Source organism: Glycomyces halotolerans (assembly GCF_054779575.1).
Genome location: NZ_BAAGXZ010000033.1, coordinates 15,636 through 34,653, shown reverse-complemented (window position 1 = coordinate 34,653; position 19,018 = coordinate 15,636). Strand labels below are relative to the sequence as shown.

Here is a 19,018-nt window from a genome sequence, read left to right as displayed (position 1 = left end):
TCACTCTTAGGGTGCGAATGCTTTCACGTTCCGGACCCGAACCGCCTGCGGCCCAAACGGAAAGCCGAGCGACACTCCAAACAGGCCCCGCCCATGCAGCAGCCCCGGCCACGACGACACGACCCCAACGACCCCGCTACCTCTTCGTCGCCGCCAAGACACCCGCACCACGCACACACCCGACAGCCGGAAAACCGACCCCGGACACCCTCCTACCCCGTCATCGCCGCCAAACCACCCGCACCACTTGCGTAAACGTCACGCGTACTCGTCGGCGATCTCTCGAGCCCGGTCCCGCGCGGCCTCGATCGCGTCGTTGACCGCCGAACGCACCCGGTGGTCGTCCAGCCGCCGCACCGCACTGATCGTGGTCCCGGCCGGGGACTCGACCGCCTCCCGCAGCTCCACCGGCGAGGCGTCGCCCTCGACGATCATGCGCGCCGCACCCAGCGCCGTCTGCGCCACCAGATCACAGGCCACCGCCCGCGGCAGCCCCATCAGGACCCCGGCCTCGGTCATCGCCTCGGCCAGGTAGTAGAAGTAGGCCGGTCCCGAACCGGAGATCGCCGTGACCGCGTCCTGGTGCTTCTCGTCGACGACCAGCGTCCGCCCCAGCGGCTTGAACAGCTCCTCGACCGCCTCCAGGCACGCGGCGTCGGCATGCGCCCCCGGCGAGATCACCGTCATCGCCTCGTCGACCAGCGCCGGCGTGTTCGGCATCGCCCGCACCACCGGCGTCGCATCCGGCAGGCGCTTCTCGAAGAACGAGGTCGGCAGCCCCGCGCAGATGCTCACCACCGGCACCGACGCGTCGATCTCGCCGTGCAACCCCTCCAAGAGCGCCGCCGCGTCCTGCGGCTTGACCGCCACCACGACCGCGTCCGCTCCTCGCACCGCCTCGCCGTTCGCGACCACCTTCACCCCGTAGGCCTCCCGCAGCTCGGCGGCGCGCTCGGCGCTGCGGGACGTGGCCACCACCGAGTCGGTCTCCCAACCGGCCCTCAGCAGCCCCGACAGGATGGCCTGACCCATCTTCCCCGCACCCAGCACCGCGACAGTCCTCATGCCGCCTCCTCCCGAAATCGGTTGCCCACCGATTGTGCCTCGCTGCACTCCGCTCGAGGCCCTTCATTCCCACACCGCGGCACGATCGCCGGACCCCGCCGCCGATGCCGCGCCACTACAGTCGATCCGGTGACCCCCGAAGACGAACCCCAAGACGACTCCCTCCCGAACCTCTTCCTTTTCCTGGCGTTCATTTCGATGTTCGTCGGGGTACTCACACTGGATCCGGCCATAGGATTCTCGATCGCCGCCGTGAGTCTCAGCATCATCGGCGCCGGCCTCAAGATCGCCTCCGCGATCCGGCACAGCGGTCGGCGGTCGCCAGACCGGCACGGTGGTGTGTAAACTCCGTTCACGGCGACACCGGGAGCAACCGATGTCCGATACTCCACATCTCCAAAGGCGATCTGCAGTGAGCACATCCGCGCCGACACCCGAGCGCCCTCCCCACGGCTCCGGACAGCGTTGGCCCGAGGGCTGGACCAAACTCCACGTCTATCTGACCGACCTCGAAGAGGTCAAAGCGGTGGCCGACTCCTACCGCCCGGTCATCGACGAGGCCGAAGGCGACATCCCCGTCCCGCACGAATGGCTCCACGCCACCGTCGCCTCCGTCGAATGCGACGCCGCCGGCATCTCCGGCCAGACGCGCGCCGACCTCGTCCACCGGCTCCGCGAACGCGTCGGGCGCCAGCCGGCCTTCGACATGACCATCGGCCCGGCGCTGGCCTCCACCGGCGCGATCATGCTCGACACCTTCCCCGACCGGGACTTCCGCAAGCTGGTGAACACCTGCGTCGACGTCATCAACGACGTCGTCGACGGCGACGTCGGCCGTCCCTGCGGAGGACCGGGACACGTGTCGCTGTCCTACCGCCCCGACGCGGTCGGCGCCGACACCAGCCGCGGCGCGATCCAGAACCACCTGCGCGACGTCCGCCCAGGTAGGGCCGAGATCACGGTGACCGGTGTGGACCTCGTGCGCGTCATCCAATCCGGCGACGCCTCCTCCTACACCTGGGAGTACGTGGCGCGCATTCCCTTGGGCTAGAAGCACTCTCCAGCGACCTCCCAGCGTTAACCCGAGATGAACTCTCGATCTGTTGACGGTTCGGACGCTTTTCTGACACTATTCCGTCACTGATCTGTGGCGTACTGTTGGGACGCGTGTCAAAGTCCGGCCACGTGGAGTTCACGCGTGGTCAGGGCCGATCCGCTTCCCACCCAGTCGGTTTGGAGTCTCCGGTCGTGCGACCGGAACGGCGAATCGCCGTGAGTCAGGAGGTGTCGATGTTTGCCGACAACGAGCGTCGTATCGCAGCCCGAACGAGTCACTCCGTCCCCCCGCTCCAGGAAGCGGTCGACCTCAGCCCCACCCGGCCGGCCGATCCCCCCGACGTCCCCCACGGCGCCGAGATCTCCGAGCCGCACCGCTACTTCACCGACCTCACCTCCACCCACATGCTCCACTCGATGCGGATCCGGCCCGCCTACGCGCTGGCCGCCCCCACACCACTGGACGTGTGGCGCCGCAACCTCGAGATCGTCTCGGCGCTGCTGAACGCCATCGGCGTCGACTTCTTCGCCGTGCCCGGATTCAGCCTCACCCGCCCGGTCCTCGGCGTCGCCGAGATCGACCGGCAGCGGGTCATCACCGCGCTGGCGATGCTCTGCGACACCACCGGCGGCAGCCTCACCGCCCCCGAACCCGCCTACCGCGAATCCGAGTCGGCCCTCGACACTCCCAAATGGGCCCGCCGCGCCGACATGGGCGACGTGCCCCTCGTCCGCGCCGACTGGCTGTGGACCGAGCCGACCCGCAACCTCGTCTTCGGCGCCGAATACGGCTGCGACGTCGAATTCTGGACCGACACCGGCGACGGTCGCCTGTCCGCGCCGCGCCACAACCGCATCAGCCCGGTCGTCCGCCGCGAAGGCCCCCGCGTCACCGCGCCCTCCCAGCTGTTCACCGCGCTGGCGGCCGGCCCGAGATCGAGCCTGCCGAGCGTCGCCACCCGTTCGGAGTTCGCCAGTCCGGCACCGGACGTCGTGGCGTTCCCGATCGACGCGGTCTACACCTGGGTGGACGGCGCCGACCACGCCTGGCTGCGCCGACGCGCCGCGGCCGACCGGTCGCCGTACCACGCCGAGTCGGCGGGGGAGTCGCGGTTCACCGACCGCGAGGAGCTGCGCTACTCGCTGCGGTCGCTGCACTCGAACGCCCCGTGGATCCGCCACGTCTACCTCGTGACCGACGATCAGCGCCCGCACTGGCTCGCCCCCGACGCCCCGGGCATCACCGTGGTCGACCACCGCGAGCTGTTCGACGACCACGACTGCCTGCCCACTTTCAACTCGCACGCGATCGAGACCCAGCTGCACCGCATCGACGGCCTCTCAGAGCACTTCCTGTACTTCAACGACGACATGTTCATCGGCCGCCCGGTCGGTCCCCAGCTGTTCTTCGAGGCCAACGGTCTGGCCCGGTTCTTCCCGTCCGACACGTTCATCGACCTCGACCCGGTCAGCGCCGCCGACACGCCGCCGAACGCGGCGTTCAAGAACGACCGGGCCCTGGTCGACCGCGCGTTCGGGCGCACGATCACCAGGATGATGAGGCACGTGCCCTACCCGATGCAGCGCAGCGTCCTGGCGGAGGTCGAGAAGGAGTTCAACGACCTCCACACCCAGACGGCGGGCAGCACCTTCCGCGACATCACCGACCTGTCGGTGGTGACCCTGCAGCACTACTACGCGTTCATGACCGGGCGCGCGGTGGCCGCCACCAACCGGCACTCCTACCTGGAGCTGGGTCGCCCGGACCTCGCCGAGCGCCTGGCCGAGCTGCTGGAGCTGCGCGACCGGGAGACCTTCTGCATCAACGACGCGGGGCTGACCCCCGACCTGGCCGAGGAGCGCTCGGCGATGATGCGGTCGTTCCTGGACGCCTACTTCCCGGTGCCCTCGCCGTTCGAACGCCCGATGGCCGTCTGAAGGGCTCCTCGTACGACCCGTGAGGTGTGGCGCCGCGGCCGGTTGGGAATCCCCTGGCCGCAAGCACCGCGGAACGCAGGGGGGAACGAGCATGCGCATCGACGAACTGAGCGGCCAGCTGGTCACCGAGGTCTCCTGGAAGACCCCGGTCACCGTGCGGACCGGAGACGGATGGGTCCTCACCGTCGACTCGGAGCTGACCGTCGCCAACGCCGGCGGCGACCGCTTCACCTACACCGGGGACGACAAGGGCGCCCCGAAAGACCTCGCATCGGAGCTGTCGGGCCTCATCGTCGACCGGGTAGAGGTCGGCGACCCCGGCGACCTCCGCGTCGACTTCGAGGACGGCTCCGAGCTCACCGCGCCGCCGGATCCCAACGCCGAGGCATGGCGACTGGCCGCCCCGGACGGGCAGCGGTTCACCTGCCTGCCCGGTGGCGAGGTCTCGGTCGAACCCGCCACCAGGCCCGCGTAGGTCGTTCTACTTCAGGCCGCGGCGCTCCAGCAGCGGCTCGATCCGGGCGTCCCGGCCGCGGAAGCGCCGGTACGACTCCATCGGGTCGATCGATCCGCCCCTGCTGAGCAGGTGCTCGCGGAAGTGGTCGCCGTTGGCCCTGGTCAGGCCGCCGTTCTCCTCGAACCACTCCACGGTGTCGGCGTCGAGGATCTCCGACCAGATGTAGGAGTAGTACCCGGCCGAGTAGCCGCCGGCGAAGATGTGCGCGAAGTACCCCGAGCGGTAGCGCGGCGCGATCTGCGCCATCGCGATCCCGGCCCGCTCGAGCGCCTCGCGCTCGAAGGCCTCGACCGCCGCGGCCGGGTCGTCGCCGCCGTCGGGCACCTCCTCGGGGGCCAGCCGGTGCCACGCCTGGTCCAGGATCGCCGCGGCCAGGTACTCGGTAGAGGAGAAGCCCTCGCCGAACTTGCCCGACGCCTCCCACTGCTCCAGCAGCTCCGCCGGGGCCGCCTCCCCGGTCTCGTGGTGGCGCGCGTAGTTCGACACGACCTCCGGGCGGCGGATCCACATCTCGTTGACCTGTGAGGGGTACTCGACGAAGTCGCGCGGCGTCGAGGTCATGGACGTCTTCGGGTAGCGGCAGGCCGACAGCAGGCCGTGGATCGCGTGGCCGAACTCGTGGAACATCGTCCGCACGTTGTCGACGGTCACCAGCGCCGGTTTGCCCTCGGCGGGCGCGACGATGTTGAGGTTGTTCACCACCACCGGCTTGTACCCGGTCAGCTCGGACTGGACGACCAGCGCGTTCATCCACGCCCCGCCCTTTTTGGAGTCACGGGTGAAGAAGTCGGCCAGGAACAGCCCGAGCGTCGCGCCGTCGGCGTCGAAGACCTCGAAGACCCGCACCTCCGGGTGGTAGCCGGCAAGGTCCTCGCGCTCGCGGAAGGTCATGCCGAACTCCTTCTCGGCGGCGTGGAAGACGCCGTCGAACAGGACCCGGTCGAGTTCGAGGTACGGCTGGAGCGACTCGGCGTCGAAGCCGTACTTGGCCTGGCGGACCTTCCCGGCGTAGTGCGGCCAGTCCCAGGCCGCCAGCTCGAAGCCGCCGCCTTCGGCGTCGATGAGCTCCTGGAGCTCGGCGGCCTCGGCGCGGGCGTTGCGCACCGACGCGGCGGCCAGGTCCGCGAGCCGCTCGGCGATGATCTCGGCGTCGCCGGCGGTCTGGTCGGCGGCGATGTAGTCGGCGTGGTGCCGGAAGCCCAGCAGGCGGGCCCGCTCGGCGCGCAGGCGCGCCATGGCCAGGACCGTGGGGGCGTTCGCGGCGCCTCGGGAGGTCGAGGCGCGCCACAGCCGCTCGCGCAGCGACCGGTCGGTGAGCCGCTCCAGCTGCGGGTGGCAGCTGTAGAGCTGCTGGGTGAGCAGGTAGCCGTCCAGGCCGTGGTCGGCGGCGGCCGCCGCGGCCGCCTCGATCGCCGCCGCGCTGAGTCCGTCGAGTTCGGAGCGGTCCCGCACGTGGACCGCGGCGTCGTTGATGTCGGCGAGGACCTGCTGGTTGTACTTCGCCGACAGTTCGGCCAGTTCGGCGTTGAGCTGCGCGAGGCGGGTCTTGCCGGCCTCGTCGAGCGCGGCGCCGCCGCGGACGAACTCGGTGTGGTAGCGCTCGAGGAGCCGCTCGTCCTGCTCGTCGAGGCCCAGCTCGGTCCGCCGCCACAGCGCGTCGATCCTGGCGAACAGGTCCGCGTTCAGCAGGATCTTGTCGCGGTGCTCTGACAGCTTCGGGTTGAACTCGGTCTCGAGCGCTTGGAGGTCGGGGTCGGTGTCGGCGGTGTTCTGGTTGTAGAAGACCAGGCTGACCCGTTCGAGGGTGCCGCTCCCGGCCCGCTCCAGGGCCACGACGGTGTTCTCGAAGGTCGGCTCCTCGGGGTTCGCGGCGATGGCCTCGACGGCGGCCAGTTCCTCGGCCATGCCGGCCTCGAACGCGGGCCGGTAGTGCTCGGTCGCGATGTCCTCGAATTTCGGCAGGTGGTACGGCAGGTCCGAGACTGCCAGGAACGGGTTGTCGGTCACTGAGGATCCCTCTCGACGGTGGCGTGGCGGCCGGCGGGCCGCGGCGGCGGGGTGGCGGTGGCCGAATCCTATTCCCGCCGCCGAGCGGGCGGCAACCGCATTGGATCCGGGCCGCGACAACTTCACCGCCAGCGGTCGCGTCGCATTAATATCGGGGCCATGTCTGATACGAGTTCGCTGTTCGTGGCCAGTGACATCCACGGCCACTGCGACGCGCTCGTCGAGGAGCTGCGCGGAGCGGGACTGGTCGACGAGGACGGCGCCTGGACCGGCGGCGAAGCGCGCCTGTGGGTCCTGGGGGACCTGTTCGACCGCGGAGCGCAGGGCGTTGCCGTGCTGCGACTGCTGCGGCGGCTCGCCGAGGAGGCCCGCGAGGCCGGCGGGACGGTCGACACCCTCATCGGCAACCACGAGGTCCTCATGCTCGGGTCGAGGCGGTTCGGCGACCGGAGCTTCGGCGACGCCGAGGGCCAGGTGCGGCAGTTCCTGCACTGGTGGGTTCTCAACGGCGGTTACGAGGACGAACTGGGGGAGTTGACGGCCGACGAGGTCGAGTGGCTCCAGACCAGGCAGGCGCTCCACCGGGTGGGCCGGTCGCTGCTGGTCCACTCCGACTCGGAGTGCTACCTCGGTTACGGCCGCAGCGAGGAGACGGTCAACGCCGCCGTGCGGGCGGTGCTGGCCTCCGACGAGCCCGAGGAGTGGTGGCGGTTGTTCCGGGAGCTGACCCGCCGCCATGAGTTCATGCGCCCCGACGGCGTCGACCGCGTCCGGGCGATGCTGCGCGCTTTCGGCGGAGAAGAGCTCGTGCACGGCCATTCGACGATCCCCGACACCACCGAGCTCGATCCCGGGGAGGTCACCGAGGCCCGCCGCTACTGCGACGGGATGGTGCTCAATGTGGATGGCGGCGTGTACCAAGGTGGACGCTGCCTGGTCGTGCCGCTCGACTGACCGGCGGGCCCGAGGCGGCGACCGCCCGCGGCGGCGGGCCGCCGTCGCCGAGCCGCCCGAACCCGGTTGTGTCTCATATCCGACAGTGCGAATCCGGGACCTGAAGCGACACTCTGCATGTGCAGTAGAACCGCTACCACGCGCACCGAACCGGACGTAGCTTTACAGAGATGCCGTTGCGCCCCAACGGCGATGCAACAATGTAAACAATTCGTCGGCGGAGAGTGACCCCTGCGATCTCCGGGGATTGTGCGCCGCATAGAAAACCGGTAAACACGTAGTGCCGGGGCGCGCCACGGAAGCAAGCGTGTGGGTGAGACTGAAGGCTTCTGGCCGCTTCCGAGGCCCGCCTGCCCCGGCAGGCGGCGGTCGCGTTCGTCTGGTCGCGGTCATGACCGCCGCCGACAATTCCATACAGCTTCGCAACACGAAGTCCCAATGATCATGTGCAACTCCTATAAGGACGGTGGGGTCTGATGGAGTCTGAAACACAGCCCATGGGGCGGCGAGTGGCGTATTGGCGCCAACGCCGCGGCATGTCGCAACAAGTATTCGCCGACCGCATAGGCAAATCGAAAAGCTGGGTCGACAAGATCGAACGCGGCGTCCGCCGCCTCGACAAGTACTCGGTCATCACCGAGATAGCCGAAGCGCTCGCCATCGACGCCGGCCAACTGCTCGGCCGCGAACCCAAGCGCCGACCCGGACTCGGCGGCTGCCTCGACCAAGTCGAAGTCGAGTCGATCCGCCAGTCCCTCGAACGCTACGAACGACTCGGGCGCTTCCTCGAAGCCGCTCCGATCGATCCGATCCCGATCCCCGAACTCCGCGGATCGGTCTCCTACGCCTGGCTCGCCTACGAGAAGGGCCACTACCCGGTCGTGGCCCGCTCGCTCATCGAGCTCCTGCGCGACACGCCCGTAGCCGAGGACAACCCGGTCGACGGCACCAGCGCCGAGGCCGCCGAACTGCTCACGCAGGTCTACCAGATAGCGTCCACAGTGCTCAGGAAACTCGGCGAGGCCCAGCTCGCCTGGCTCGCCGCCGACCGCGCCATCAGCGCCGCCCAGCGCGGCAACGACCCGCTCCTGGCCGGCATCGCCACCGCCCGAGTCGCGGGCGCGCTCCGAGCGCTCGGCCGCTACCAGGCCGCCCTCGACCTCAACGTCCAAGTCGCCCACGGTCTCATCAGCGACACCGGCGGCGAGTCCGCTGGACCCGAGGCCATCAGCGTCTACGGCACCCTCCTGCTCCAGGGAGCGATGGCCGCCGCGCTCGCCGGCGAGGCCTCGACCAGCTCCGACCTGCTCGACAGCGCCGACCGCGCCGCCTCGATCCTCGGACGGGACGCCAACTACTACTACACCTCATTCGGGCCGACCAACGTCCAACTGCACCGCGCCGCCGCGCTCGTCGAACTGGGGGAGGGAGCCGACGCGCTCGCCGTCCACGACCGCATCGACCCGCGGCCCTTCGGCGAACTGGTCGCCGAACGCCGCGCGCACCACTTCCTCGACATGGCCAGAGCCTGCATCCAAGTCGGCGACATCGAACGAGCCGGCCGCTCCCTGGCCACCGCCGACCAGACCGCCCCGGCCGAGATCCGGTGCCGCCCGATCGCCGTCGAACTCATCGACCAGCTCATGCACCGACTCAACGGCGCACCGGCCCCCGAAATACGGCGCCTGGCCGAAGCCGTCGGCGCCACCGGATGACGAGCCGCGTTCGACACCCCCGAACTCCGCCGCCCCGGGTCCTCCCCGGCCCGGGGCGGCGGCCCCTCCGCACGGCCCGCACCGACGCGGCCGCCACAGGCCCTAAACTCCAAGGCATGCCAACGCTCAGCGAGGTGACCGCCGCACTCGACCGGACCTACCCGCGCCACTGGGCCGAGGACTGGGACCGCGTCGGCCTCGTCTGCGGCCGCCCCGACATCGAAGTCCGCCGGGCCCTGTGCGTGGTCGACGTCGTCCCCGAGACCGTCGCCGAAGCCGTCGACGGCGGGCACGACCTCATCGTCGCCCACCACCCGCTGCTCCTGCGGGGCGTCTCCAGCGTCGACCCCTCCGACTACAAAGGCGACCTCGTCCACACCCTCATCGAGCGCGGCATCGGCCTCTACGTCGCCCACACCAACGCCGACGTGGCCAACCCCGGCGTCTCGGACGCGCTGGCCGACCGGCTCGGCCTGCTCGACCTCCGCCCCCTGCGGCCGCTGACCGGCCCCGAACACGAAGGCTCGGGCCGCGGCATCGGCCGCGTCGGCGTGCTGCCGCATCCGCTGCGGCTCGACGAACTCGTCGAACGCGTCGCCAAGGCCCTCCCTCGCACCGTGTGGGGCCTGCGGGCCGCCGGCGACGGGGACCGCCCGGTCAGCGTCGTGGCCGTCTCCGGCGGCGCCGGAGACTCCTACCTCGCCGACGCTGCCGCGGCCGGCGCGGGCGCCTACCTGACCGCCGATCTGCGGCACCACCCCGTCAGCGAGCACGTCGCCCGCAGCGGCCCGGCCCTCATCGACGCCGCCCACTGGGCGACCGAGCGTCCATGGCTCGATACTGTTGCGGAACAGCTGTCGGGCCTCATAGACGACATCGCCGTCTCAGACATCGACACCGATCCATGGACGATCCATCAGAATTCAGGGGTGAACCGATTTGAAGGCTGACCTGTTCGATCAGCGCCGCCTGCTCGAGATGCAGGCCGTCGACACCACCCTCAGCCAGCTCGACCAGCGCCGCCGCAGACTCGAAGCCGACGAGACCGTCCCCGAGGCGCGCCGCCGCGCCCAGGCGCTCGCCGACCGCGCCGCCTCGCTCAAAGCCGACATCGCCGACCTCGACCGCGACATCAAGCGCCTCGAACAGGAAGTCGAACTCGTCACCAAGCGCGCCGAAGCCGACCGCAGCCGCATGGCCTCCGGCGCCGCCAGCGCCAAAGAGCTCGAAGGACTGCAGAGCGAACTGGAGTCGCTGGCGCGCCGCCAAGGGAGCCTCGAAGACGACGAGCTCGAATTCATGGAACGCCGCGAGGGCCTCGAGACGGAGCTGAACCGGACCCAGAGCCAGATCGCCGAGGCCGAGGCCGCCGTGGCCGAAGCCGAGGCCGAACGCGACCGGGCGATGAGCGCGATCGAGTCCGACATCGCCTCGGCCGAGCGTCAGCGCTCCGACCTGACCGTGTCGATACCGGACCGGCTCGTGGAACTGTACGAGCGCATCCACGCCCGCCAGCCGATCGCCGCCGCCGAACTGGTCGGCCGCCGCTGCGGCTCCTGCCGGATCGAGAAGCCCCCGGCCGACATGGCCCCGATCCGCGCCGCCGCGATGGACGAGGTGCTGCGCTGCGAGGAATGCGGGGCGATCCTCATCCGCACCGACTTCCCGTCCAGCGGGCCGACCACGGTCGTCTCCGACGAGGAGCTCGACCGGTACACCAGGTAGGCGCCGAACACGCGAGAAGGCGGGGGCCGACCGGCCCCCGCCTTCGTTCACACGTCTCTCCGCGGACGCTCACGCCTTGCTGAACTCGGCCCACCGTTCGACCAGGGCCGTCGCCGCGCCCTCGTCCACGGCCTTCGCGGCCTTCTTCAACCCCGCCTCGAGCATCGCCCGGCGCCGCGCCACATCGTGCAGGTCCACGTCGTCGACCAGTCCGTCCCGCGAGGCCAGTGCCGCCGCGGCGTTGATGAGCACCGCGTCCCTGACCGGCCCCGGCTTCCCGGCGAACACGTCCCGAGCGACCTTCGTGTTGAACTCGATGTCGCCCCCGCGCAACGCCTCCGGACCGGCCTTCACCAGGCCGAGCTCCTCGGTGTCGATGGTGCCCTCCGAGACCCGGCCGCCCGAGACCACCCATTCGGTCGTCGTCGACGACGTCGAGATCTCGTCCAGGCCGTCGTCGCCGCGGACGACGAACACCGAAGCGCCGCGCTCGGCGAACACCTGCGCCATCAAAGGCGCCATCTTCGGGTCCGCGCAGCCGATCAGGCCCGCCTTCGGCTGGCCCGGGTTCGTCAGCGGCCCCAGCACGTTGAACACCGTCGGAATGCCCAGCGCCGCCCGGACCGGACCGGCGTGCCGCATGCCAGGATGGAAGGACCTGGCGAAGCAGAAGCCGATGCCGACCTCGCGGACCGACGCCTCGACCCGGTCGGCCGAGGCCTCCAAGTCGACGCCCAGCGCCTCCAGCAGGTCCGCCGAGCCCACGCTCGAGGACGCCGACCGGTTCCCGTGCTTGATCACCGGCACACCCGAGGCCGCGACGATGATCGCCGCCATCGTGGAGATGTTGACGCTGTTCGACCCGTCGCCGCCGGTGCCGACGATGTCGACGCCGATGCCCAGGTCCGACAGGTCGATGCGGGTCGTCTCGGCGAGCATCCGCCCGGCGATCGCGGCGATCTCCTGCGCCGTCTCGCCCTTCGAGCGCAGCAGCACCGCGAACGCCGCCAGCTGCGCCGGTTCGGCGTTGCCCGCCATGATCTGGGCCATCGCCCAGTCGGCGCTGGCCTCGTCGAGGTGGTCGCCGCCGGACAGGCGCGCGAGGACGGACGGCCAGGTCGTATCAGTCATATCGACTCCAGGGGAGATAAGGCGGCGCGCTGCGAGGGCACATCGACCGAAGGGCGGTCGACCAGCAAGTCTACAACCGTCTGCGCCGTGTTCACCGGATCGAGCGGGTGGGTCAGCACGGCGTCGGCGCGCGACCACGCCGCCAGCCACTGGTCCGCGGCCCGGGCCACCACCAGCGCCAGGATCGGCGGCTCGTCGAACTCGTCGCGCAGCTGGCGGGCGATGCCCATGCCGCCGGCGGGCTGCGCCTCGCCGTCGAGCAGCACCAGATCGATCTCGTACTCGTCGATCAGCGCGACCGCCTCGTCGTAGTCGCCGGTGGCGGCGAACTCGATTTTCACGCCCTCCACCGGCTCCTCGCCGATAGCGGATCGCATCTGCTCGATCACGGAGGGCTGATGGCTGTAGAGCAGCACTGCGTACTCAGGCGTTGAGATACTCACGCCTCGCATATTAAACCGGCCACACTGAAATGGGAAGCCCGGAGCGCCCTCGTCGCGGTCAGTGGCCGCCCACAGTAGCCGCACCGGTGCTGACCTGCGAAGTCGATCGCAAAAGCGCCGGAGCTTACCGTGAGCCGACACGCGGCCGAAACACACCCCATGCACAGGTTGCGACCAACGAGCCGTAATAATGTGCGCGTGACTGCCGCCGAAGCAACTATCGACCCCAGCCGAATTCATTCACTGACGCGGCCCAATGTCGTCAGTGTCGGCACCATCGTGTGGTTGAGCAGCGAACTCATGTTCTTTGCGGGCCTGTTCGCGATGTACTTCTCCATCCGCGCCGCCGCCCCCGAACTGTGGGCGGAAGCCGGACACCATCTGAACTTCCCCTACGCGCTGGTGTTCACCGTGATCCTGGTGGCCTCCTCGATCACCTGCCAGCTCGGCGTCTTCGCCGCCGAGCGCGGCGACGTCTACGGGCTCCGCCGCTGGTTCGCGATCACCTTCGTCATGGGTCTGATCTTCGTGCTCGGCCAGCTCAACGAGTACCGGGAACTGGTCCTCGAGGGCCACACCATCGCCTCGGACGGCTTCTGGTCGATGTTCTACCTGACCACCGGCTTCCACGGCCTGCACGTCGCCGGCGGTCTGGTCGCGTTCATCTTCTTCCTCATCCGATCGACGATGGGGCGCTTCAGTCCGGCGCAGGCCACCGCGGCCATCGTGGTGTCCTACTACTGGCACTTCGTCGACGTCGTGTGGATCGCGCTGTTCGCGATGATCTACCCGCTGACGATCTACTTCACGTAAGGCCGCGCCTCCAGGGCTGCCACAGCCCGGTGCGGCGCATCACGGAACCGGCCGTGATAGACAACCGAGACAGGCGGCGACCGTCCCCCGGAGGCGGTCGCCCGACCAGCGGGGACCCCACAGCCCTCGCCGGTCCGAGAGCTAGATAAAGGTGAGGCAACAACCGTGGCTGCATCAGCGAAACGCCGGCGAGGCTGGCGCAAGCGCCTCGGCGCGCTGGCCAGGTTCACCGGCGCGTTGGTCATAGTCGGCGGGCTCTACTCGGTCTTCGCACCGAGCCTGTACGCCCAGGAGGCCGAGGACAACGCCATCGACTCCGAGGTCGTCAAAGGCCAGGAGCTCTACGACACCAGCTGCATCAGCTGCCACGGCGACAACGGCGAAGGCGTCGACGGGCGCGGACCGAGCCTCATCGGCGTCGGTTCGGCGGCGGTCGAGTTCCAGGTCAACACCGGACGCATGCCGCTGGCCGCCCAGGGCCCGCAGGCGCCTCCCGGGGAAGCGGTCTACTCCGAGGAGGAGGCCGCGTGGCTCGGCGCCTACATCGAATACCTCGGCGGCGGCGCCTCGGTGCCCGGCGACCTCGCCACCATGGTCGAGAACGCCGACACCGCCGAAGGCGGCGACCTGTACCGGGTGAACTGCTCCTCGTGCCACGGCTACTCCGGCGGCGGCGGAGCCCTGTCCTCCGGCGCGGACGCGCCCGACCTCAACGGGGTCACCGACGAACAGCTCTACCAGGCGATGCTCACCGGCCCGCAGAACATGCCCGTGTTCGCGGACAACGAGCTCACGCCCGAGCAGAAGGCCGACATCATCGCCTACGTCCAGTACATCGTGAACGAGGACGCCTCTCCCGGCGGTGTCTTCGACCTGGGACGCTACGGCCCGTCGACCGAAGGACTCGCCATCTTCCTGGTCGGCATCAGCACCCTGCTGCTGGCCACGCTCTGGATTGCAGGTAAATCGTGAGTGCCCACAACGCAGACAACCAGCCGGACGGGGTGGACCTGAGCGACCCGAAGCTCTCGCGCTTCGACGTCTACCGCGAGGGTCTGCGCCGCGACGGCATCGAGATCATCCACTACGAGCCGCGCTTCCCGAAGCCCGGGACGAAGGCCGAGAAGCGCATGGAGCGCATCGTCGCCGGCCTCTTCCTCCTCGCCGGACTGTTCGCGACCCTGTTCGTGGCCGCCTACATCTTCTGGCCCTGGGAGTACGACGGCGCGGCGACCTGGGCGGACCCGCAGACGTGGTACACGCCCGTCCTCGGCGTCACCCTCGGCCTGTCGCTGCTGCTGTTCGCCGTCGGCGTCCTCACCTGGGCCAAGAAGCTGCTGCCGGTAGAGGAGCTCGTGCAGGACCGCCACGACGGCGGCTCGGCGAAGGACGACCGCAAGATCGCCGAGTCCACCGTCGACAACATGGTCGAGGACCTGGGCCTCAAGCGGCGCCCCTTCCTGGTGAAGGCCGCCCTGCTCAGCGCGGCTCCGCTCGGCCTGGCCGCGGTGGCCCCGCTCGGCGCCCTGATCAAGGACCCCGGCGACATGCTGACCGTCACCGGCTGGAACGCCGACCGGTACAACGACGGCGAGCCGGTGCGCCTGATGATGAAGGACGGCGCCCTGGTGCGTCCGGACATGGTCTCGGTCGGCGGGCAGATCACCGTCTACCCGGCCATCGAGGCCGGCGCGAGCAACGAGTACCCGACCGCGCCGACGCTGCTGATCCGCCTGCGCGAGCAGGACGCCGCCGAGGCCCGCGAGAACCTGTACCCGATGTACCAGGACGTGGACGCGATGTGGGGCAACTTCGTGGCCTACTCGAAGATCTGCACCCACGTCGGCTGCCCTGCGAGCCTCTACGAGCAGCAGACCCAGCGCCTGCTGTGCCCGTGCCACCAGTCGCAGTTCAACGTCGTCGACAACGCCGCCCCCGTCTTCGGACCGGCCACCCGGCACCTGCCGATGCTGCCGATCGACGTCGACGAGGAGGGCTACTTCTACGCCAAGTCGGACTTCCTGGTGCCCCCAGGGCCGGCGTACTGGAACCGCCCGTCCCTCCCAGAGGAGGATGAACAGTGAGACGTCGCAAAGGCTCGAGCGAGAGCCTGATGAACAAGGCGGGCGGGGAGCTCGACGACCGCTTCAAGCTCGCGGGGCCGGCCCGGGTCCTGATGAACAAGGTCTTCCCGGACCACTGGACGTTCCTGCTGGGCGAGATCGCGCTGTTCTCGTTCGTCCTGCTGCTGCTGACCGGCACCTTCCTGGCGCTGTTCTTCGAGCCGTCGATGACGCACGTGACCTACGAGGGCTCTTACGTGCCCCTGCAGGGCGTCGGCATGTCCAAGGCCTACGAGTCGACCCTGAACCTCTCGTTCGAGGTCCGCGGCGGCCTGATCATGCGGCAGATGCACCATTGGGCGACGCTGGTGTTCATGGCGTCGATCCTGGTCCACATGATGCGGATCTTCTTCACCGGCGCCTTCCGCGCGCCGCGCGAGACGAACTGGATGATCGGCATCCTGCTGTTCTGGCTCGGCTTCTTCGAGGGCTTCATCGGCTACTCGCTGCCCGACGACGGCCTGTCCGGCACCGGTCTGCGGATCGCCGAGGGCATGACCGAGTCGCTGCCGTTCCTCGGCCCGTGGGTCTCGGCGGCGCTGTTCGGCGGCCAGTTCCCCGGCGACGAGGTCATCGCCAGGTTCTACATCATCCACGTGTTCCTGCTGCCGCTGGCGCTGCTGGCGCTCATCACGGTCCACGTCGGCCTGGTGTTCGCCCAGAAGCACACCCAGTGGCCCGGACCCGGACGCACCGAGCACAACGTGGTCGGCTTCCGCATGTTCCCCAACTACGTCATGAAGCAGGTCGGCTTCATGATCTTCATCTGGGGCGTCATCGCGGCCATGTCGGGGCTGTTCCAGATCAACCCGGTCTGGCTGTTCGGCCCGTACGAGGCCTCGGTGGTCTCCTCGGCCTCGCAGCCGGACTTCTACGTCATGTACCTCGACGGCCTGATCCGCCTCTTCCCCGCCTGGGAACTGCGCATCCCGCCGTACTTCACGCTCCCGGCGGTCTTCTGGCCGGGCATCGTGGGCATGGGCCTGTCGGTGGTGCTGCCGCTGCTGTACCCGGCGATCGAGCGCCGCTTCACCAAGGACCGGGCGCACCACAACCTGCTCCAGCGCCCGCGCGACGTTCCGGCCCGCACCGGCCTGGGCGTCATGGTGATCGCGTTCTGGATCATCGGCGTGGTCTCCGGCGGCAACGACGTGTTCGCCGAGACGTTCAACATCAGCCTGAACGCGATGACGTGGGCAGGGCGCATCGGCATCGTCGTCATCCCGCTGGCGCTGTACTACCTGACCTACCGGATCTGCCTGGGACTCCAGCAGCACGACCGGGAGGTCCTGGCGCACGGCATCGAGACCGGCATCCTCATGCGCGACCCGCAGGGCCGCTTCTACGAAGTGCACCAGCCGCTGGCCGAGCCCGACGAGCACGGCCACACCGACCTGGAGTACGTCGGCGCGACGGTGCCGAAGAAGATGAACCGCGTCGGGGCGCTCGAGCCGACCGACAAGGGCTTCTTCAAGTCCATCGAGCAGCCCGGCGAGGACCGCGGCGACCGCCGCGACGAGATCGAGAGCGGCAGCGGACACTAGTCCGCCAGAACGAAGAGGCGGGGCGGCACCGAAGTGCCGCCCCGCCTCTCGCTCGTCCGCGGGTCGGCCGCCGCATCCGGTGCGGCGGCGGTCGGTTCAGAACCGGTCGACGGTGGTGATGAGTTTCTCGGCCAGCTCGTCGGGGTCGAGCTTCTCCCGGGCCAGGGCCAGGTACATCGAGTCGAGGTCGGGGAAGCCGAGCGACGAGGCGACGCCGTGCAGCGGCTGTTCGCCGGCCAGGCCCCGTCCGCGTTTGATGAGCGAGCGCCACAGCCGGTTCTTGCCGGTCTTCAGCTCGTCCTCGAATCGCTGCATCGGGATCACCGGGAACTCGCCGCTGCCCTCCAGGTCGTCGGTGTCCCGCGAGTCGAACCAGTCGTTGATGTGCAGCTGCGCCTCGGGGGTCTTGGCATGTTCCAGCCACTGCTTGGAGGGCCCGTACGGCTGCTCGTTGGTGAGCACCAGCTCGACCGAGTCGCCGTCCTTCAGCGGCCGCGACAGCGGCGCGATCTCGCCGTTCACGTACGCGGCGATGAGCCGGTGCCCGGCCGTCGGGTCCGAGCAGTAGGCGACGTCGACGGGGGTCGCGTGCTTGGGCACCATGAGTTGGCGGCCGTGCTCGCTGAACACCAGGATGTCCTGGTCGGCCAGGTCGCAGCGGAGCGAGTCGAGGAACTGCCCGGAGTCGGCGATCTCGTGCTGCCAGTCCAGCAGCCGCCGCAGCCAGGGCAGCTGCACCTGCGCCGGGTCCGAACCCGGCTCCTTGAGTCCGGCGACGATCCCGATCTCGGCGGTCTCGTGCATCTCCCGGGTCCGGATGAGGAACTCGACGCTCTGGCCGCCGGGGCCGTCGACCGCGGTGTGCAGCGACTGGTAGAGATTGAACTTCCTGGCCGCGATGAGGTCGCGGAACTTCCCGCCGATCGGCTTCCACAGCTGGTGGATCGCCCCGAGCGCCGCGTAGCACTCCGTCGCCGGGCCGTCGACGACGACCACCAGCCGCGGCGGGTCGGCCGGGCCGGTGCCGGGGTGCTTCTGCATCTCGCGGAACACCGAGTACGGGTGCCGCGGCCGGTCGAGGAGCTTGGCGTTGACCTTGTACCCCCGCAGCGCCCTTCGCACCTGCGGGATTATGGCCGCGATCTGCCGCTTGCGGTCGGTGTCGGAGCCCAGGTGCTCCTTGATCCGCTGGAAGACCTCCGGTTCGAGCGTCTCCAGGACGATGTCCTCGAGCTCGCGCTTGATGACGTAGAGGCCGAGCCGGTCGGCCAGCGGGATGAGCACGTCCCGGGTGGCCTCGGCGATGCGGATCTGGGAGGGCCGCTTCTTGAACTTGATGGTCCGCATGTTGTGCAGCCGGTCGGCCAGCTTGATGACCATGACCCGGATGTCCTGCCCGGCGGTGAGGACCAGTTTGCGGAACGTCTCGGCCTCGGCCGCGGAGCCGAGGTGGATCTTGTCGAGCTTGGTGACGCCGTCGACCATGACCGCGATCTCGCCGCCGAAGTCGCTGCGCAGCGCCTCCAGCGAGTAGCTGGTGTCCTCGACGGTGTCGTGGAGGAGCCCGGCGGCGACGGTGGCGGTGTCGACGCCGAGGTCGGCGAGGATCGTGGCGACCGCGATCGGATGGGTGATGTAGGGCTCGCCGGACTTCCTGGCCTGCCCCCGGTGCATCTGCTCGGCGATGCGGTAAGCCCGCCTGACCAGGAGCAGGTCGGGCTGGTCGCAGTGCGCGCGGTGGGCGGCCTCGAGGCGCGCGACCCGGCCGGCCAGGTCCCAGGGGTCGTCCTGTTTCGCTGACCGGGTAGCCGAAAGCAATGCGCGCAACATGAAAGCCTCCGATGCCCAAGGTTGACCGCATTCTAGGTGTACAACGATTCGCAGTGAGAATCGACACTAGGCACTGTCGGATTTCGTCAGCCCGCCCGAAATTCAAGGGACGGAAACCTACTCGAGTGTACTCGCGGCCGATTTGCCGTCTCCGGAT

The 19,018-nt window shown here is 69.3% G+C and carries 17 protein-coding genes; 12 read left to right on the top strand and 5 right to left on the bottom strand.

Annotated elements, in window-relative coordinates:
• Positions 1-258: 258 nt before the first annotated feature.
• The gene (proC, locus tag ACYVL2_RS19195; RefSeq protein ID WP_460546358.1) at positions 259-1,065 is read right to left on the bottom strand and encodes a pyrroline-5-carboxylate reductase; all 807 of its coding nucleotides are present in this window, start codon (positions 1,063-1,065) and stop codon (positions 259-261) included.
• A gap of 129 nt (positions 1,066-1,194) precedes the next feature.
• Between proC and ACYVL2_RS19190 the strand changes: the two genes are divergently transcribed.
• The 4 genes from ACYVL2_RS19190 (at position 1,195) to ACYVL2_RS19175 (ending at position 4,534) form a co-directional block, all read left to right on the top strand.
• The gene (locus ACYVL2_RS19190; RefSeq protein ID WP_460546356.1) at positions 1,195-1,410 is read left to right on the top strand and encodes a hypothetical protein; all 216 of its coding nucleotides are present in this window, start codon (positions 1,195-1,197) and stop codon (positions 1,408-1,410) included.
• 67 nt (positions 1,411-1,477) lie between these two features.
• Entirely contained in the window at positions 1,478-2,116 is a 639-nt protein-coding gene (locus tag ACYVL2_RS19185; RefSeq protein ID WP_460546354.1) for a hypothetical protein, read from the top strand.
• A gap of 239 nt (positions 2,117-2,355) precedes the next feature.
• Positions 2,356-4,059 carry a stealth family protein gene (locus ACYVL2_RS19180; RefSeq protein ID WP_460546352.1) on the top strand — a complete coding sequence of 568 codons (1,704 nt, stop codon included), beginning with the start codon at positions 2,356-2,358 and terminating at the stop codon, positions 4,057-4,059.
• A gap of 91 nt (positions 4,060-4,150) precedes the next feature.
• Positions 4,151-4,534, top strand: a complete 384-nt coding sequence (locus ACYVL2_RS19175; protein WP_460546350.1) for a DUF6188 family protein — start codon at positions 4,151-4,153, stop codon at positions 4,532-4,534.
• Between the two features lie 6 nt (positions 4,535-4,540).
• Here ACYVL2_RS19175 and ACYVL2_RS19170 read toward each other — a convergent pair whose 3' ends face one another.
• Positions 4,541-6,583: a M3 family metallopeptidase gene (locus ACYVL2_RS19170; protein WP_460546348.1), complete on the bottom strand. Its 2,043-nt coding sequence runs from the start codon at positions 6,581-6,583 to the stop codon at positions 4,541-4,543.
• A gap of 159 nt (positions 6,584-6,742) precedes the next feature.
• Here ACYVL2_RS19170 and ACYVL2_RS19165 point away from each other — a divergent pair, with 159 nt between their 5' ends.
• The 4 genes from ACYVL2_RS19165 to ACYVL2_RS19150 all read left to right on the top strand — a co-directional run bounded on the left by ACYVL2_RS19165 (position 6,743) and on the right by ACYVL2_RS19150 (position 10,977).
• Positions 6,743-7,537, top strand: a complete 795-nt coding sequence (locus tag ACYVL2_RS19165) for a metallophosphoesterase (RefSeq protein ID WP_460546346.1) — start codon at positions 6,743-6,745, stop codon at positions 7,535-7,537.
• A 476-nt stretch (positions 7,538-8,013) separates the two neighbouring features.
• Entirely contained in the window at positions 8,014-9,252 is a 1,239-nt protein-coding gene (locus ACYVL2_RS19160) for a helix-turn-helix domain-containing protein (protein ID WP_460546344.1), read from the top strand.
• A 116-nt stretch (positions 9,253-9,368) separates the two neighbouring features.
• On the top strand, positions 9,369-10,202 hold the full coding sequence (locus tag ACYVL2_RS19155) for a Nif3-like dinuclear metal center hexameric protein (RefSeq protein WP_460546341.1): 834 nt from the start codon (positions 9,369-9,371) through the stop codon (positions 10,200-10,202).
• Positions 10,192-10,977, top strand: coding sequence for a zinc ribbon domain-containing protein (locus tag ACYVL2_RS19150; RefSeq protein ID WP_460546339.1), 786 nt, complete (start codon positions 10,192-10,194; stop codon positions 10,975-10,977). Before ACYVL2_RS19155 ends, ACYVL2_RS19150 begins: the two co-directional genes overlap by 11 nt.
• Positions 10,978-11,046: 69 nt before the next feature.
• Here ACYVL2_RS19150 and trpD read toward each other — a convergent pair whose 3' ends face one another.
• Together trpD and ACYVL2_RS19140 are read right to left on the bottom strand one after the other, a co-directional pair.
• Positions 11,047-12,108, bottom strand: a complete 1,062-nt coding sequence (gene trpD, locus ACYVL2_RS19145) for an anthranilate phosphoribosyltransferase (RefSeq protein ID WP_460546337.1) — start codon at positions 12,106-12,108, stop codon at positions 11,047-11,049.
• Positions 12,105-12,545, bottom strand: a complete 441-nt coding sequence (locus ACYVL2_RS19140; RefSeq protein ID WP_460546362.1) for a hypothetical protein — start codon at positions 12,543-12,545, stop codon at positions 12,105-12,107. Before ACYVL2_RS19140 ends, trpD begins: the two co-directional genes overlap by 4 nt.
• Positions 12,546-12,749: 204 nt before the next feature.
• Here ACYVL2_RS19140 and ctaE point away from each other — a divergent pair, with 204 nt between their 5' ends.
• From ctaE to qcrB, 4 genes are all read left to right on the top strand, one after another.
• Positions 12,750-13,364, top strand: coding sequence for an aa3-type cytochrome oxidase subunit III (gene ctaE, locus ACYVL2_RS19135; protein ID WP_460546335.1), 615 nt, complete (start codon positions 12,750-12,752; stop codon positions 13,362-13,364).
• 165 nt (positions 13,365-13,529) lie between these two features.
• Complete coding sequence (gene qcrC, locus ACYVL2_RS19130; RefSeq protein ID WP_460546333.1) at positions 13,530-14,336, top strand: c-type cytochrome; 807 nt, start codon at positions 13,530-13,532, stop codon at positions 14,334-14,336.
• Positions 14,330-15,448, top strand: coding sequence for a cytochrome bc1 complex Rieske iron-sulfur subunit (gene qcrA / locus ACYVL2_RS19125; RefSeq protein WP_460546360.1), 1,119 nt, complete (start codon positions 14,330-14,332; stop codon positions 15,446-15,448). The genes qcrC and qcrA overlap by 7 nt, the downstream gene beginning before the upstream one ends.
• Positions 15,445-17,031 carry a cytochrome b gene (gene qcrB, locus ACYVL2_RS19120; RefSeq protein ID WP_460546331.1) on the top strand — a complete coding sequence of 529 codons (1,587 nt, stop codon included), beginning with the start codon at positions 15,445-15,447 and terminating at the stop codon, positions 17,029-17,031. Before qcrA ends, qcrB begins: the two co-directional genes overlap by 4 nt.
• A 96-nt stretch (positions 17,032-17,127) precedes the next feature.
• Here the strand turns inward: qcrB and ACYVL2_RS19115 are convergent, their stop codons facing one another.
• Positions 17,128-18,861, bottom strand: coding sequence for a RelA/SpoT family protein (locus ACYVL2_RS19115; RefSeq protein WP_460546328.1), 1,734 nt, complete (start codon positions 18,859-18,861; stop codon positions 17,128-17,130).
• Positions 18,862-19,018 lie beyond the last annotated feature (157 nt).